This window comes from Streptomyces sp. NPDC017529, from assembly GCF_044329785.1.
GTDB lineage: Bacteria > Actinomycetota > Actinomycetes > Streptomycetales > Streptomycetaceae > Streptomyces.
Window position 1 is genome coordinate 466,045 of the sequence record NZ_JBIRJY010000004.1, and the last position, 14,399, is coordinate 480,443.

General features: G+C 73.4%; 14 protein-coding genes. 6 read left to right on the plus strand and 8 right to left on the minus strand.

What is annotated here, in order from left to right; genetic code table 11:
* Positions 1-70: 70 nt before the first annotated feature.
* The 4 genes from ACH4K4_RS12820 to ACH4K4_RS12835 all read right to left on the minus strand — a co-directional run bounded on the left by ACH4K4_RS12820 (position 71) and on the right by ACH4K4_RS12835 (position 5,278).
* Entirely contained in the window at positions 71-1,009 is a 939-nt protein-coding gene (locus ACH4K4_RS12820) for a beta-ketoacyl-ACP synthase III (protein ID WP_398166907.1), read from the minus strand.
* Positions 1,010-1,232: 223 nt separating this feature from the next.
* A complete protein-coding gene (locus ACH4K4_RS12825; protein ID WP_398166908.1) occupies positions 1,233-3,509 on the minus strand; it encodes a heavy metal translocating P-type ATPase in 2,277 nt (758 codons plus the stop codon).
* Positions 3,510-3,592: 83 nt separating this feature from the next.
* Positions 3,593-4,630 carry a helix-turn-helix transcriptional regulator gene (locus tag ACH4K4_RS12830; protein ID WP_398166910.1) on the minus strand — a complete coding sequence of 346 codons (1,038 nt, stop codon included), beginning with the start codon at positions 4,628-4,630 and terminating at the stop codon, positions 3,593-3,595.
* Between the two features lie 63 nt (positions 4,631-4,693).
* A complete protein-coding gene (locus tag ACH4K4_RS12835; protein ID WP_398166911.1) occupies positions 4,694-5,278 on the minus strand; it encodes a TetR/AcrR family transcriptional regulator in 585 nt (194 codons plus the stop codon).
* Positions 5,279-5,354: 76 nt separating this feature from the next.
* Here ACH4K4_RS12835 and ACH4K4_RS12840 point away from each other — a divergent pair, with 76 nt between their 5' ends.
* Positions 5,355-6,728, plus strand: coding sequence for an FAD-dependent monooxygenase (locus ACH4K4_RS12840; protein WP_398166913.1), 1,374 nt, complete (start codon positions 5,355-5,357; stop codon positions 6,726-6,728).
* A 40-nt stretch (positions 6,729-6,768) separates the two neighbouring features.
* On the opposite strand, the gene ACH4K4_RS12845 is transcribed toward ACH4K4_RS12840, so the two are convergent.
* The 3 genes from ACH4K4_RS12845 to ACH4K4_RS12855 all read right to left on the minus strand — a co-directional run bounded on the left by ACH4K4_RS12845 (position 6,769) and on the right by ACH4K4_RS12855 (position 10,052).
* The gene (locus ACH4K4_RS12845) at positions 6,769-7,899 is read right to left on the minus strand and encodes a magnesium and cobalt transport protein CorA (RefSeq protein WP_398167200.1); all 1,131 of its coding nucleotides are present in this window, start codon (positions 7,897-7,899) and stop codon (positions 6,769-6,771) included.
* Between the two features lie 112 nt (positions 7,900-8,011).
* The gene (locus ACH4K4_RS12850; protein WP_398166914.1) at positions 8,012-9,301 is read right to left on the minus strand and encodes a CynX/NimT family MFS transporter; all 1,290 of its coding nucleotides are present in this window, start codon (positions 9,299-9,301) and stop codon (positions 8,012-8,014) included.
* Positions 9,294-10,052, minus strand: coding sequence for a FadR/GntR family transcriptional regulator (locus ACH4K4_RS12855; RefSeq protein ID WP_398166915.1), 759 nt, complete (start codon positions 10,050-10,052; stop codon positions 9,294-9,296). The genes ACH4K4_RS12850 and ACH4K4_RS12855 overlap by 8 nt, the downstream gene beginning before the upstream one ends.
* A 218-nt stretch (positions 10,053-10,270) precedes the next feature.
* Here ACH4K4_RS12855 and ACH4K4_RS12860 point away from each other — a divergent pair, with 218 nt between their 5' ends.
* From ACH4K4_RS12860 to ACH4K4_RS12875, 4 genes are all read left to right on the plus strand, one after another.
* The gene (locus ACH4K4_RS12860; protein WP_398166916.1) at positions 10,271-10,708 is read left to right on the plus strand and encodes a fluoride efflux transporter FluC; all 438 of its coding nucleotides are present in this window, start codon (positions 10,271-10,273) and stop codon (positions 10,706-10,708) included.
* Entirely contained in the window at positions 10,705-11,079 is a 375-nt protein-coding gene (gene crcB / locus ACH4K4_RS12865) for a fluoride efflux transporter CrcB (protein ID WP_398166918.1), read from the plus strand. The genes ACH4K4_RS12860 and crcB overlap by 4 nt, the downstream gene beginning before the upstream one ends.
* A 211-nt stretch (positions 11,080-11,290) precedes the next feature.
* Entirely contained in the window at positions 11,291-11,650 is a 360-nt protein-coding gene (locus ACH4K4_RS12870) for an STAS domain-containing protein (RefSeq protein WP_398166920.1), read from the plus strand.
* Positions 11,651-11,819: 169 nt separating this feature from the next.
* A complete protein-coding gene (locus ACH4K4_RS12875; protein ID WP_398166921.1) occupies positions 11,820-12,365 on the plus strand; it encodes a hypothetical protein in 546 nt (181 codons plus the stop codon).
* A gap of 182 nt (positions 12,366-12,547) precedes the next feature.
* Here the strand turns inward: ACH4K4_RS12875 and snpA are convergent, their stop codons facing one another.
* Entirely contained in the window at positions 12,548-13,201 is a 654-nt protein-coding gene (snpA, locus tag ACH4K4_RS12880) for a snapalysin (protein ID WP_398166922.1), read from the minus strand.
* 220 nt (positions 13,202-13,421) lie between these two features.
* Between snpA and ACH4K4_RS12885 the strand changes: the two genes are divergently transcribed.
* Positions 13,422-14,381, plus strand: coding sequence for a LysR family transcriptional regulator (locus tag ACH4K4_RS12885; protein ID WP_398166924.1), 960 nt, complete (start codon positions 13,422-13,424; stop codon positions 14,379-14,381).
* The last annotated feature ends 18 nt before the right edge of the window (positions 14,382-14,399 follow it).

Sequence of the window (14,399 nt, forward strand, 5' to 3'; positions counted from 1 at the left end):
GGGAGCGTAGAAGGCGGGGCCGCCCCCGGTCTTGAAGGAATCGGACACCGGTACGCAGCGGCGCCCGGCCTCACGGACACGCGATGACCTGGCCCGCGTACGACAGGTTGCCGCCGAAGCCGAAGAGCAGCACCGGGGCGCCGGACGGCACCTCGCGGCGCTCCACCAGCTTGGACAGGGCCAGCGGCACCGAGGCGGCCGAGGTGTTGCCGGACTCGACGACATCGCGCGCGACGACCGCGTTGACCGCGCCGATGCGCTCCGCCAGCGGCTCGATCAGCCGCAGGTTGGCCTGGTGCAGGACGACACCGGCCAGGTCCGCCGGCTCGATGCCGGACCGCTCGCACACCTGGCGGGCGATGGCCGGCAGCCGGGTGGTCGCCCAGCGGTAGACGGCCTGGCCCTGCTGGGAGAAGCGGGCCGGTTCCCCCTCGATGCGGACGGCGTCGCCCATCTCCGGCACCGAGCCCCACAGCACCGGGCCGATGCCCGGTTCCGGCGACGCCGAGACGACCGCGGCGCCCGCGCCGTCCCCGACGAGCACGCAGGTCGAGCGGTCCGTCCAGTCCACCACGTCGGTGAACTTCTCGGCGCCGACGACCAGCGCGTTGACGGCGGAGCCGGCCCGGATGGCGTGGTCGGCGGTGGCCAGGGCGTGGGTGAAGCCCGAGCAGACGACGTTGATGTCCATGGCCGCGGGCGCCGGCAGGCCGAGCCGGGCGGCGACGCGCGCCGCGGTGTTGGGGCTGCGGTCGGTGGCCGTGCAGGTGGCCACCAGGACGAGGTCGATGTCCCGCGCCTCCAGGTTGCCGGCGGCGAGCGCCTTGGCCGCCGCCGCGGCGGCCATCGCGTCCACGCTCTCGCCGGGTGCCGCGACGTGACGGGTGCGGATGCCGACGCGGCTGCTGATCCAGGCGTCGTCGGTGTCGACGATCTTCGCGAGGTCGTCGTTGGTGAGCACCTCGGAGGGCTGGTAGTGGCCGAGAGCCAGGACGCGTGACCCCGTCATGGGAACCCCTGTGCGTGTGCGGAGGCGGTACCTGACCAGTGTTGGGGGTGCGGCTCCTGTGGACGTTGCGTGATCTGCCAATTCTCGGGGGCGAGATCTGGAGGGAACGCCACCTTCGCCGCGTACGCCGTGCGGGCGGGCCTTCCGGCGCGCCCTCCCGCGTACGGCCCGGCCCCGGCAGTGGATCTGCCGGGGCCGGGCCGCCCGCCGGTGCTCCCGCCGCTCAGCCGAGCGGCGTGAAGCGGCGCAGCCGCAGGCTGTTGGCCACCACGAAGACCGAGGAGAAGGCCATCGCGGCGCCCGCGATCATCGGGTTGAGCAGCCCGGCGGCGGCCAGCGGCAGCGCGGCGACGTTGTAGCCGAAGGCCCAGAACAGGTTGGCCTTGATGGTGCCGAGGGTGCGGCGGGCGAGGCGGATGGCGTCCGCGGCGGCGCGCAGGTCGCCCCGTACCAGCGTCAGGTCACCCGCCTCGATGGCGGCGTCCGTGCCGGTGCCCATCGCCAGGCCCAGGTCGGCCTGGGCGAGCGCGGCCGCGTCGTTGACCCCGTCGCCGACCATGGCCACCGACTTCCCCTCGGCCTGGAGGGCCTTGACGACCGAGACCTTGTCCGCCGGCAGCACCTCGGCGATCACGTGTGCCGCGTCGATGCCGACCTCGGCGGCCACCGAGCGGGCGACGGCCGCGTTGTCGCCGGTCAGCAGCACCGGGGTGAGGCCGAGGGCGCGCAGCCGCCGGACCGCCTCGGCGCTGGTGGGCTTGACCGCGTCGGCGACGACGAGCACGGCGCGCGCCTCCCCGTCCCAGGCGACGGCGACCGCGGTGTGCCCGGCCTCCTCCGCGGCGGCCTGGGCGTCGGCCAGCGTGGCGGGCAGCTGGATGGCCCGGTCCGCGAGGAGCGAGGTACGGCCGACGAGGACGGCGTGGCCCTCGACGACACCCTGGACACCGCGCCCCGCCACGTTCTGGAAGTCCTCGGGGACCGGCAGGTCACCCGTACGCTCGGCCGCCGCACCGGCGACGGCGCGGGCGATGGGGTGCTCGGAGGAGTGTTCCAGCGCGCCGGCCAGGCGCAGCGCGTCCGCCTCGGTCACCCCGTCGGCGAGGTGGACGGCGGTGAGCGCCATCGCGCCGGTGGTGACGGTGCCGGTCTTGTCCAGGACGACGGTGTCGACGCGGCGGGTGGACTCCAGGACCTCGGGCCCCTTGATCAGGATGCCGAGCTGGGCACCGCGGCCGGTGCCGACCATGAGGGCGGTCGGTGTGGCCAGGCCCAGCGCGCAAGGGCAGGCGATGATCAGGACGGCGACCGCGGCGGTGAACGCGGCGACCGCGCCCGCGCCGGTGGCGAGCCAGTAGCCGAGGGTGCCCAGGGCCAGCGCGATGACGACCGGGACGAAGACGGCGGAGATCCGGTCGGCCAGGCGCTGGGCGGCGGCCTTGCCGTTCTGCGCGTCCTCGACCAGCCGCGCCATGCGGGCCAGCTGGGTGTCCGCGCCGATCCGGGACGCCTCGACGACGATCCGGCCGCCCGCGTTGACGGTGGCGCCGGTGACCCGGTCGCCGGGGGAGACCTCGACGGGCACGGACTCGCCGGTGAGCAAGGAGGCGTCCACGGCGGAGGACCCGTCCACGACCGTGCCGTCGGTGGCGATCTTCTCTCCGGGGCGTACCACGAACCGGTCGCCGACCGCCAGTTCGCTCACCGGGACACGCACCTCGCGCCCGTCCCGCAGCACCGCCACGTCCTTGGCGCCCAGTTCCAGCAGCGCCTTCAGGGCGGCGCCGGCCCGGCGCTTGGAGCGGGCCTCGAAGTAGCGCCCGGCCAGGATGAAGGCGGTGACGCCGGCCGCGGCCTCCAGGTAGATGTTGCCGCCGCCGTCGCCCCGCGCGATGGTCAGCTCGAACGGGTGGGTCATGCCGGGCATTCCGGCGTGGCCGAAGAACAGGGCCCACAGCGACCAGCCGAGCGCGGCGAGCGTGCCCATGGAGACCAGGGTGTCCATGGTGGCCGTGCCGTGCCGCAGGTTGGTCCAGGCGGCCTTGTGGAACGGCCAGGCGCCGTACGCCACGACCGGCGCCGCCAACGTCAGCGACAGCCACTGCCAGTTGGTGAACTGGAGCGCCGGGACCATCGCCATCAGGATCACCGGTACGGCGAGGAGCACGGAGACGGTCAGGCGCTGCCGCAGCTGGGCGAGCGGGTCGCCGCCCGGGTCCGGCGCGGGGGCTTGGTCGGGGGACGACGGTGGTGGGGCGGGGGCCGGGGGTTCCGGTACGGCGGCCGTGTAGCCGGTCTTCTCGACGGTGGCGATCAGGTCGGCGACGCCGATGCCGGCGCCCTCCTCGTAGCTGACCTGCGCCTTCTCCGTCGCGTAGTTGACGGTGGCGGTGACGCCGTCCATCCGGTTGAGCTTCTTCTCGACACGGGCGGCGCAGGAGGCGCAGGTCATGCCGCCGATCGCCAGCTCGATCCGGTGTCCGTCGACGGTGGTGGTCATGGCTGCTCCTTGGGAGGCGGGGGTGGCGGCGGGATGCCGTCGCGTCCACTGCCTGGACTGTATACCCCCTGGGGGTATTAATGCTACCCCCAGGGGGTATCAGCCGCCCGTGCGGCACCGGCACCGGTATCGGCGCCGGCATCGGCACCGGCGCCCCCACCCTCGTCCTCCGCGGCCCGCAGGACCCGGCCGCCGAGTTGCCGCAGGTGCGCCGTCAGCTCCGCCGGTTCGTGCACGGTGAACTCGCAGCCCAGCATCGCCAGCCGGAACGCCGTCCACTCCAGGGAGTCCGGCGAGGTCCGCAGGCGGCACGCCCCCTCGCCGAGCGGTTCCACCTCGGCCGCCGCGTGCCCCAGCCGGGCGCGCACCTCGGCGGCGGGCAGGTGCACGGTGGCCACCGCGACGACCCCGGGGGCCATGCCGTGCATCCGCTCCGTCACGTACGCGGCGGCGTCCGCCGCGGGCAGCTCGCGCGGTGGCGTCCGTACCCCCGTGGGGTACGGCTCGCTCAGCCGGTCCACCCGGAAGATCCGCCAGTCCGCGCGCTCGTTGTCGTACGCCACCAGATACCAGCGGCGCCCCGCCGAGACCAGTCGGTGCGGCTCCACCAGGCGTTTGGTGCGGGTGCCGTCGAACGCTTCATAGGCGAAGCGCAGCCGCTCCTGGTTGGCGACGGCCGCCGCCAGGACGGTCAGGTGTTCCGGGGAGACCGTCGGCCCGTCCCCGAAGGGCATCGGGACGGTGGCCGAGCCGAGCGTGCCCACGCGCCGCCGCAGCCGGGACGGCAGGACCTGCTCCAGCTTGGCCAGTGCGCGCACGGACGCCTCTTCGATTCCGTCGACGGCGTGACCGGCCGCCGAGCGCAGGCCGACGGCGATGGCCACGGCTTCCTCGTCGTCCAGGAGCAGTGGCGGCATCGCGGTGCCCGCCGCGAGCCGGTAGCCGCCCTCGGCGCCCATCGTGGCGTGCACCGGATAGCCGAGGTCGCGCAGGCGTCCGATGTCGCGGCGGATGGTGCGCGGGGTGACCCGCAGGCGCTCGGCGAGTTCGCTGCCGGGCCATTCGCGGGGTGTCTGGAGGAGGGAGAGCAGATTCAGCAGGCGTGCCGAGGTTTCACTCATACCGCCGATGATGCCGTGCCATATAGGACGACAACTGTCCGGCATACGGCTTTACGGCTACGGCTACGTCTGCGGCGGGTAGTCCTTGCCGTTCAGGGCGCGGTAGAGGAACCGGGTGGTCACCTCGACGGCCTCGTCCTCGGCCAGCTCGGGCAGCAGCTGCGCGGGTGCGTCCAGCATCGCGCTCATCAGCGTCAGAGTGGTCTCGACGGACGCCGGCAGGTTCCGTACGTGCGCCAAGTGGTCGGCCAGGTCTTCGAGCTGGGTGCGGCGGAACTGTTCGAGGGTGCGCGCGAAGTCCTCGTTGACCAGCGCCGCCTGGCGCAGCGCGAGCATGGTCGCCGCGTGCTCCCGGTGCACCCGCCAGTAGGCGGTCACGTGGTAGCGGATCGCGTCCGGGTCGGTGAAGTCGGACGTGTGCCCCTCGGCCGCGGCGAAGGAGTCGCTCGCCGTGGCCAGTTCGGCCAGCAGCGCCTTGAGCAGTTCTTCCTTGCTCGCGAAGTGGCGGTAGAAGGAGCCCGCCGCCCGGCCGGCTTCCGCCGTGATGTCGGTGATCTTCGTGTTCAGGTAGCCGCGGTCGGCGAACAGGCGCTTCGCCGCCTCGATCAGTGCCGCCCTGGTCTCGACCGCCTGCTCCGCGCGCTTCACGTGCCCTCCAGCTCCCTTGACAGCGCACGCTAGCAGCCCGCAGGATGAACTCAGATTCAGTGAATGGAGATTTATTATGAGGGTACTCGTGGTGGGCGGCGGGCCGACCGGGCTGACGCTGGGCATCGAGCTGGCCAGGCGCGGCGTCGCGGTGCGGGTCGTCGACAAGGCGGCCGCGTACTTCGACGGCTCGCGCGGCGACAGCATCCAGCCGCGCACGCTGGAGGTCTTCGACGACCTCGGCGTGCTGGACGCCGTACGGGCCGCGGGGGCGCCGCTCGCGCCGCTCCGCGTGTACCTCGACGGCAGCTTCGCGGGCGAGCACTGGATGACCGAGCCGCGCGACCCCGCGCCGGACGTGCCGTACCCGAACCCGTGGGTGCTGGGCCAGTCGCAGACGGAGGAGATCCTGCGGGCACGGCTGCTGGAGTTCGGCGTACGCGTCGAACTCGGCACCGGGCTGACCGGACTGGCGCAGGACGCGGACGGCGTGACCGCGCGGTTCGCCACCGGCGAGGAGGCCCGGTTCGACTACCTGGTCGGTGCCGACGGCGGCGCCGGCCTCGTCCGGAAGGCGATCGGCGTGGCCTTCCCCGGCACCACCGACGAGACCTTCCGGGTGCTGGTCGGCGACGTGTCCGTGCCGGGCCTCGACCCCGCGGTCGGGCACTGGTTCGCCGCGGCGGACAACCCGGTGTCCGGCACCGCGCTGACCCCGCTGCCCGGCACCGGCAGGTTCCAGTTCATCTCGCCCCTGGGCGGCGGGGGCGACGCCTCACTGGAGACGATGCAGGCCGCCCTCGACCGGTTCTCGGCCGGCCTGCGCCTGGCCGGGCACGGCTGGTCGACGGTGTGGCGGCCGAACGTACGGCTCGCCGAGCGGTACCGGGTGGGACGGGTCTTCCTGGCCGGCGACGCCGCGCACGTCCATCCGCCGACCGGCGGCCAGGGCCTGAACACGGGCGTGCAGGACGCCTACAACCTGGGCTGGAAGCTGGCCGCCGAGACCGCGCTCGACAGCTACGAGACGGAGCGGCGGGCGGTCGCGTCCCGCGTGCTCGGCGTCAGCACCGACCTGCTGGACAAGTACGCCGAGGGCCGGGCGGACGCGCACAAGCGCGGCGCGGAGAGCTTCGGCCTCGACATCACCTACCGGGCCCCGGACGCCACCGGCCCCCTCGTCACCGGCGACCGCGCCCCCGACGCCCCGCTGCTGGACGCGGACGGCAAGCACGTCCGCCTCTTCGACCTGTTCCGCGGCCCGCACTTCACCCGGCTGTCCTTCGGCGCGCCCGCACCGGACGAGGCGCACGCCTACGCCGTACTGCGCCCCGGCGAACGGCCCGGCGGCGGGCGCCACGTCGTCGACGCCGAGGGGCACGCGGCCACGGCCTACGCGGCCGCGCCGGGCGACACCTTCCTGGTCCGCCCGGACGGCTACCTGGCCTGAGCGGCCGGCGGGGAGGTGACGACCGGGACCGGGGCGCGCCCTACAGCCAGCCGTTGCGCTTGAAGCCGCGGTGGATGAGGAAGCAGACCGTGAGCGTGACGGCCGCGACCAACGGGTAGCCGAACACCCAGTGCTTCTCCGGCATGTAGTCGAAGTTCATGCCGTAGATGCCGCACACCATCGTCGGTACGGCCAGGATCGCGACCCAGGCGCTGATCCGCCGCATCTGCTCGTTCTGGGCCACGGTGACCTGGGCGAGGTGCGCCTGGAGTATGGAGTTGAGCAGTTCGTCGAAGGCGTTGATCTGCTCGGTCACCCGCTCCAGGTGGTCCGACACGTCGCGGAAGTACGTGGTGATGGCCGGATCGACCAGCGCCATCGGCTGGTTGGCGAGCGCCTGGAGGGGGCGGGCGAGCGGGGACACCGCGCGCTTGAGCTCCAGCAGTTCCCGCTTGAGCTGGTAGATCCGGCCCGCTCCGGTGCCGGAACCCTTCGTTCCGTGGCGCTTGTCCGGCGTGGGGGCCCGGCGGGCGCTCTCGGCGAAGACCTCGCTCTCGACGTCGTCTATGTCGTCCTGCACGGCGGCGGTGACGTCCAGGTAGTCGTCCACCACCAGGTCCGCGATGGCGTGCAGGACCGCCGAAGGGCCGATGGCCAGCTGGTCCGGGTCCGACTCCAGCTGCTCGCGCAGCGGGCCGAGCGAGCCGTGGCCGCCGTGCCGGACCGTGATGACGAAGTCGGTGCCGGTGAAGACCATGATCTCGCCGGTGTCCACCACCTCGCTGGTCTCGGTCAGCCGGTCGTGCTCGACGTAGCAGACCGTCTTGAACACCGTGAACAGCGAGTCGTCGTACCGCTCCAGCTTGGGTCGCTGGTGGGCGTGGACCGCGTCCTCGACGGCGAGCGGGTGCAGCCCGAACAGCTCCACGATGCCGGAGAACTCCTTCTCCGACGGCTCGTGCAGGCCGATCCACACGAAGCCGTCGCCGGATTCGCGCACCCGGCGCACGGCCACCTCGGCCGGGTGGTCGCCGGGCTGGCGCACGCCGTTCTCGTACACCGCGCAGTTGACGACGGCGGTGCCCAGGGGCGACCGTGCCGGGTGGCTGAGGTCGACACCACGGCGCCGCTGCTGTGGCAGGCGGACCGCTTTACGGAGGTTGCTGATCACCGACACGGGCACCAGTATGGCCCGCTCGTACGGCCGGGCGGGAGGCGCGGCGGCTCTTCCGCGCGCTGCCCGCCCGTACGGATTCTCCCGTTCCGCCGCGTACGCACCGGGCTCAGCGGCCCGCCACGTGACGGGGGCGCGCGGCGCCCAGACCCATCACCACCTGCGGAACCAGCAGCACCAGCAGCACGGCCACCGGCACCGTCCAGCCACCCGAGACGTCGTGCACGGCGCCCAGCACCGCGGGCCCGGTGGCCGCCAGGACGTAGCCGAAGCACTGGGCCATGCTGGACAGCTGTGCGGTGTGCCGGATGTCCGGGGCGCGCTGGACGATGAACAGCAGGGCCAGGCTGATGGCCGCGCCCTGGCCGAGGCCCAGCAGCGTCATCCACACGTACGCGCCACCGGCCGGCGCGGCGAGCATCCCGGCGAAGCCGGCCGCGCACAGCACCGCGCCGAGCGCCGCCAGCGCGCCCGCCGGCAGCCGCCGCCCGACGATCACCGGGGCGAGGAAGGAGCCCGCGATGCCCAGCAGCGAGGAGAACGACAGCATCCAGCCGGCGTCGCCCGCGCTCAGGCCGGCGTCCGTGAGCATGGTGGGCAGCCAGGCGGCAGCCGCGTAGTAGCTGAGCGACTGGAGGCCCATGTAGCCGGTGACCTGCCAGGCCAGCGGGGAGCGCCACAGGCCCCGCACGGGGTGTGCCGCCTGCTGGGCGGTGGCCGCGGCGGTACGGGTACGGGCCCGGGTCTGCGGCAGCCACACCACCAGCGCGACGACCGCCAGCGAGCCCCAGCACGCCAGCGTGGCCTGCCAGCTCAGCCCGGCCGCGCGCTGGACCGGCACGGTGACACCCGCCGCCAGTGCCGCGCCGCCGAACAGCGACATCGAGTAGAGACCGGTCATCAGCCCGGCCCTGGCCGGGAAGTCCCGCTTGATCAGACCGGGCAGCAGCACGTTGGCGACGGCTATCCCGGCGCCGATGACGATCGTCCCGGCGAACAGCGCGACCACCGAGTCCAGCAGCCGCAGCGCCGTGCCCGCGCAGATCAGCGCCATGGTGCCGAGCAGCGAGCGCTCCATGCCGAAGCGGCGGCCGAGCCGCGGCGCGACGGGGGCGAGCAGGCCGAAGCAGAGCAGCGGCAGCGCGGTCAGCAGGCTGGTCGCCGCGGCCGACATGCCGCTCTCGTCGCGGATGGTGCCGGCCAGCGGGGATACGGCGACGAGCGCCGGACGCAGGTTGAGCGCCAGGAGGATGACACCGGCACCCAGGTAGAGGGCGCGGCGTCCGGCGGCGCCCGGCGGCGGGGTGTGCGGGGCGGGGCCCTCCGCGGGTGCGTCCGGCCGCGCGGCGCCGCCGGTGCCGGAGGCGCTCACGGTGGCGGCCGGTCCGTCGTCATGCATGGTCTTCTTCTCCTGAACGTGCTGGGTCGTGCGGGTCCGCCGCCGGCTCGCCCTCGTACGGCCGCGCCTCGCGCAGCGCGTCCATGGCCTCGGTCAGGTGCTCCAGCGCGACGCGTTCGGCGGCGTCCGGGTCCCGGGCCTCGATGGCGTCGACGATGGCGGTGTGCGTGTCGGACTGGTGACGTACGGAATCGAGCAACGGCCGGCTGATGACGGCCTGGAGAGTGCCGCGCAGCGCGTCGCTGAAGTGCTCGTACAGCTCCGCGAGCACGCTGTTGTGCGCGGCCGCCGCGACGGTCCGGTGGAAGTGCACGTCCGCGTCGATGAACGCGCCGACGTCGCTGTTCGACCAGGCCCGGTCCCGCTCGGCGAGCGCGGCCCGCAGCGCGGCCAGGTCCTCGCCGGTGCGCCGCAAGGCGGCGTAGCGGGCCGCGTCGCGCTCCAGCGAGGCACGGACCTCGTACGCCTCCAGGGCTGCGGCCCGGCGCAGCCTGCGCTGTACGGCGGCCCCGAAGTCGCTGCTGGCCCTGACGTACGTGCCGTCGCCCTGGCGCGGCTCCAGCATCCCGGTGTGCACCAGGGCGCGGACCGCCTCGCGGACGGTGTTGCGGCCCACGTCCAGCGTCTCCACGAGCACGGGCTCGGCGGGGATCTTCTCGCCGACCTTCCACTCGCCGTCGGCGATCAGCTGTTCCATCTGCTCGATGACCAGGCCCACCAGGCTGGTGCGGGCGGTGCTGCGCAGCGGCATGGACGCCGTCCTCCCTCTCGATTCCACCGGTGATGGGAACATCCCATGTTTGGCGGTGTCAAACATCCGGCGTTAGCCTGGGACCGCCGGTGATCCTCGGGGTCCCGGTACGGCGGTGGGGCCCGCCGGCCCCCAACCGCGGCACGTCACGCCGCCAACGGTCCCTGCTTGCACAGCGGAAGCGCGGCACCCGCGCGCACCGCGCGAGTAGGAGACGCATGGAGACCCGAGCCCCTCACCCACCGGCACCCTGGCGCGGCCAGTGGGCCACCGTCGCCGCGGTGTCGGCCGGCGGCGGCATCGGCGCGGCCGCCCGGTACGGCGCCGGCCTGCTGTGGCCCACCACGCCCGGGACGCTGCCCGTCACCACGCTCCTCGTCAACGTCGTCGGCTGCGCGCTGATGGGCGTCCTGATGGCGCTGATCACCGAGCCGGGGTCGCCGCACCGGCTGCTGCGCCCGTTCCTGGGCACCGGAATCCTCGGCGGCTTCACGACCTTCTCCACGTACGCCGTGGATGTCGCGCACCTGGTGGAGACCGGACGCGCGGCCCTCGGCCTGACCTGCCTGGCGGTCACCCCGCTCGCCGCGCTGGCGGCGACGTGGTGCGCGCTGGCGGGCACCCGGTACCTGCTGGCCCGGCGGGGTGCGCGGTGAACTGGCTGCTGGTGGTCGTCGGCGCGATGGCCGGCGCGCCGTTGCGCTTCCTGGCGGACCGCTTCGTGCAGTCCCGGCACGGCACGGCCTTCCCCTGGGGCACGTTCGCGGTCAACGTCGCGGGTTCCCTCGTGCTGGGGCTGGTCACCGGCGCGGTGGCGGCGGGAGCGGCGTCCTCGCAGGCGCTCCTGCTGCTGGGGACGGGACTGTGCGGCGCGCTGACGACGTACTCGACGTTCTCGTACGAGACGGTGCGGCTGGTCGCCGGCGGGGCGCGGTTCCACGCGGTGGCCAACGTGGTGGCGAGCGTCACCGCGAGCCTCGGCGCGGTGTTCGCCGGTGTGGCTCTCGCGCGGGCGCTGTGGCCCTGAGCGATGCGCGGGTGACCGGGCGCGCCTGGTGGGCTCGGCTGTACGTCATGACACCCGCAAGAGTGAACGATTGAGGTCGAGTTCCGAACGGAACCTTTCTTCACCGCCGCCCGACAGCCAGCCGGAATACGCTGGTGGCGCGGTGCCCCGGACCCCGGTTCGCACGATAACGAGACAGCACGTGCACGTTCGCGTCAGGGGCGGGATGACCATGACTATCCACTACCGTATCGGCACGAAGAAGATCAAAGTAGTGCGTCCCGAGGGCGAGTTGGACCTCATGACGGCGCCTCGTTTCCGGAGCCTGCTGCGTCAGGGACACAGCCGTGCCACCGGCCCGCCCCGGCTGATCGTCGATCTCGCCGCGGTCACCTTCATGGACTGCTCCGCGCTGCGGGAGCTGTGCGACGCACAGGCCTGGGCCGTGGAGCAAGGGGGGTGGGTCCGGATCGTGCACGCCCAGCGGGGCATCGCCACCCTGCTGCGCGCGACGCGGCTCAGCAGCCGCTTCCCGCGCTACGCGAGCATCCGCGACGCGCGCTCCGACCAGTTGGCGAACTGCTCGCCCTGAACGGCACCCGACCGCCCGCCTCCACGGCCGGGTTCGCGAGGCACGGTGGTCACCAGGCAGTGACCGGGAGACCATGGCCGCCAGGTCGCCGACGGCACGCTCGACAGCGGCCTCGTCGAGGAGTACTTCCTCAACCGAAGGTGATTTCCTGGATCTGCTGGAGGACCGCATGGCAGAAGCCTTCTTACGGCGCCTGACCAGGTGGCAGGCCGAAGCGCAGCGCGAGGCCGTCGCCGATCTGTACGTCGAGGCGTACCGGGGCCCCTCGGGTGAGGAGTTCCGCGGACGGGGGGCCTTTCTGCGGCGGTTCGCCGAGCACGTCCAGCGCCCCGGGTTCGAGATGGTCATCGCCAGCGAACCGGCCCTGGTCGGCTGCGCCTACGGATTTCCCGCCGAGCGCGACGGCGGGTGGTGGCAGGGCTTCGAGGGCCGGGTGCCGCGCGAACTCGAAGAACTGACGGCCTCCGGGCAGGTGTTCGTCGTCGCCGAGCTGATGGTGCTGCCCGCGCACCGCCGCGGCCACGTCGCCACCCGCCTCCAGGAGACGCTGCTGGTCCGCAGCAGCGCCACGATGGTGGTCACCCTGGTCGGCACGGAGAACGGGGCGGCGCGCTCGGCGGTGCGGTCGTGGGGCTGGCGCCCGACGGGCCGGCTGCGCGGCGCGTCCGACGAGGAGCCCGAACTGGAGGCGTGGAGCCGGTCGCTGGCGCACTGAGCCACGGCCCAACGGTACGAAGAGAGCCGGGTGCGCGGGGCGGAACGCGTACGCGCGCGGCAGGGCCGGTATGACCCCGCCGCGCGCGTAGGCGCTGTCGGACCGTAACGCTCTCGTACCGTGGTTTCCCGGGTCCGTACGGCTGCCGCCGTGCTACCGGACCTGCCGGGGGAGCGGACCGGTCAGAGGCGCAGGCCCTTGAGGCCGTTGGCCCAGAGCTGGTTCACCTGCGCCCGCTCGTTCTGGTCCGGCTGGGAGTTCGTGCAGGACGGGCCGGGGCCGCCGCCCGACATCAGCTCGCTGCAGGGACCCTCGTAGTGGTCCGGCAGGCCCAGCACGTGACCCGTCTCGTGCGTGGTGACGCGGGTGGAGTCGTACTCCTGGTTCTGCTTGTAGTCGAGGAAGACGAAGCCGCGGCCGTGGCCGTCGGTGCTGGCGTAGGAGCCGCGCGCGTCGTCGCCCTCGCGGTACTGGAAGTCGCCGCCGCTGCCTTCCTGGAGCTTGACGTTCTGCACCGCGCTGTTCCAGATCCGCGCGCTCGCGGCTATCTGGCTCTTGAACGTCGGCGCGGCGCTGGCGTCGTAGGTGACGGTGACGGCCTTCAGGCCCGGGCGGGCCTTCTGCTTGGCCTTCACCGACTTCATGACGGCCTCGAAGAACGCCTTGGTGTCGGCCTTCTCCGCGGCCGAGCCGACGTACGCGGCGGCCGTGACCTTGGCGTGCTGGGGGGTGGGGGAGGAGGAGACGGTGCTCGCCGTGGCGGGGGCCGTGGCGGCCAGCGCGGCGACGAGGCCCAGGCCGAGCGCTGCCGACAGCGCCGTCTTGGGAGATCTCATGGGGGGACTCCTTAGCGCCCGTGGGGCCGTACGGCCGCCGTGTGGGGCGGCGGCCGGGGCCCTGCGGATGAACTTGTGGTCCGGAGAGTCTGTTCGAGATCATCCGGGGCGCGGAGATGCCAGGTGGCGATAGCACCAGGTGATACCCCTGGGGGGAAAGCGGCCTCAGCATGACCGGAGAGTCTGGTGTGACGTGCGCAAACGTCGTTATGCTCCGGTCGTGGAGCTCGAAGTGAGGCACCTTCGCGCACTGTGCGCGATCGCCGACGCCGGCAGCGTACGCAAGGCGGCCCGGCAGCTGGGCATGACCCAGCCTTCCTTGACGACCCAGCTCCGCCGCATCGAGAACGCCCTGGGCGGCCAGTTGTTCTTCCGCGAGCGGACCGGCAGCAGGCCGACGCCGCTGGGGCACTCGGTGCTGAGCCGGGCCCGGCCGATAGTGGCCGACATGCGCGCGCTGGTCGACGAGATCGCCGCGACCTCCCTGCGGGGCGGCGGCTCCCGGCTGCGCATCGGCAGCACCAGCAGCCGGGCCGTCGCGGGCTGGCTGCGGCGGCTGCGGGCCAGGCTGCCCGGGACGGAGACCACCATACGTATCGACGTGTCGGCCAACGCCCTCCTCCAGATGGTGGCGATGGGCCAGCTCGACGTCGCCTTCGTGCACGAGGTGGAGGGGGCGCCGCTGCGCCGCCCCGACGGGCTGGTGGAGCGCGAACTGGTCGCCAGGGAGCCGCAGTTCGTGGCGCTGCCGGCGCACCACCCGGCGGCCGCGCGGCCGGTGGTCGACCTCGCCGAGCTGGCCGGCGACCAGTGGATGGTCGACCCGTCCGTGGACGGCGAGTGGACGGGTCTGCGCCGGATCTTCACGGCGGCGGGCCTGGACCCCCGGGTGGTGCACGGGGACTACCTGACCGCCGCCGACCTGGTCGCGGCGGGCGAGGTGGTCACCCCCTGCCAGCCCACCTCACGCCCCCGGCACGGCATGGCCATCCGGCCGCTGCGCGGCGACCCCCTGGCCGTCCGCCTCTTCATGGCCCACCGCCCGGGCGCGGCCCCGGCCGCCCCCGCCGACGCCCTCTTCGCCGACCTCACCGCCTCCTACATGGAAGTGGCCTGGGCCAGCGCGGCGTACCGCGAGTGGCTCGTACGGCACGACGGTCCGCTGCCGATCGCGACGTAGCGCGGGGGCGGGAAGACC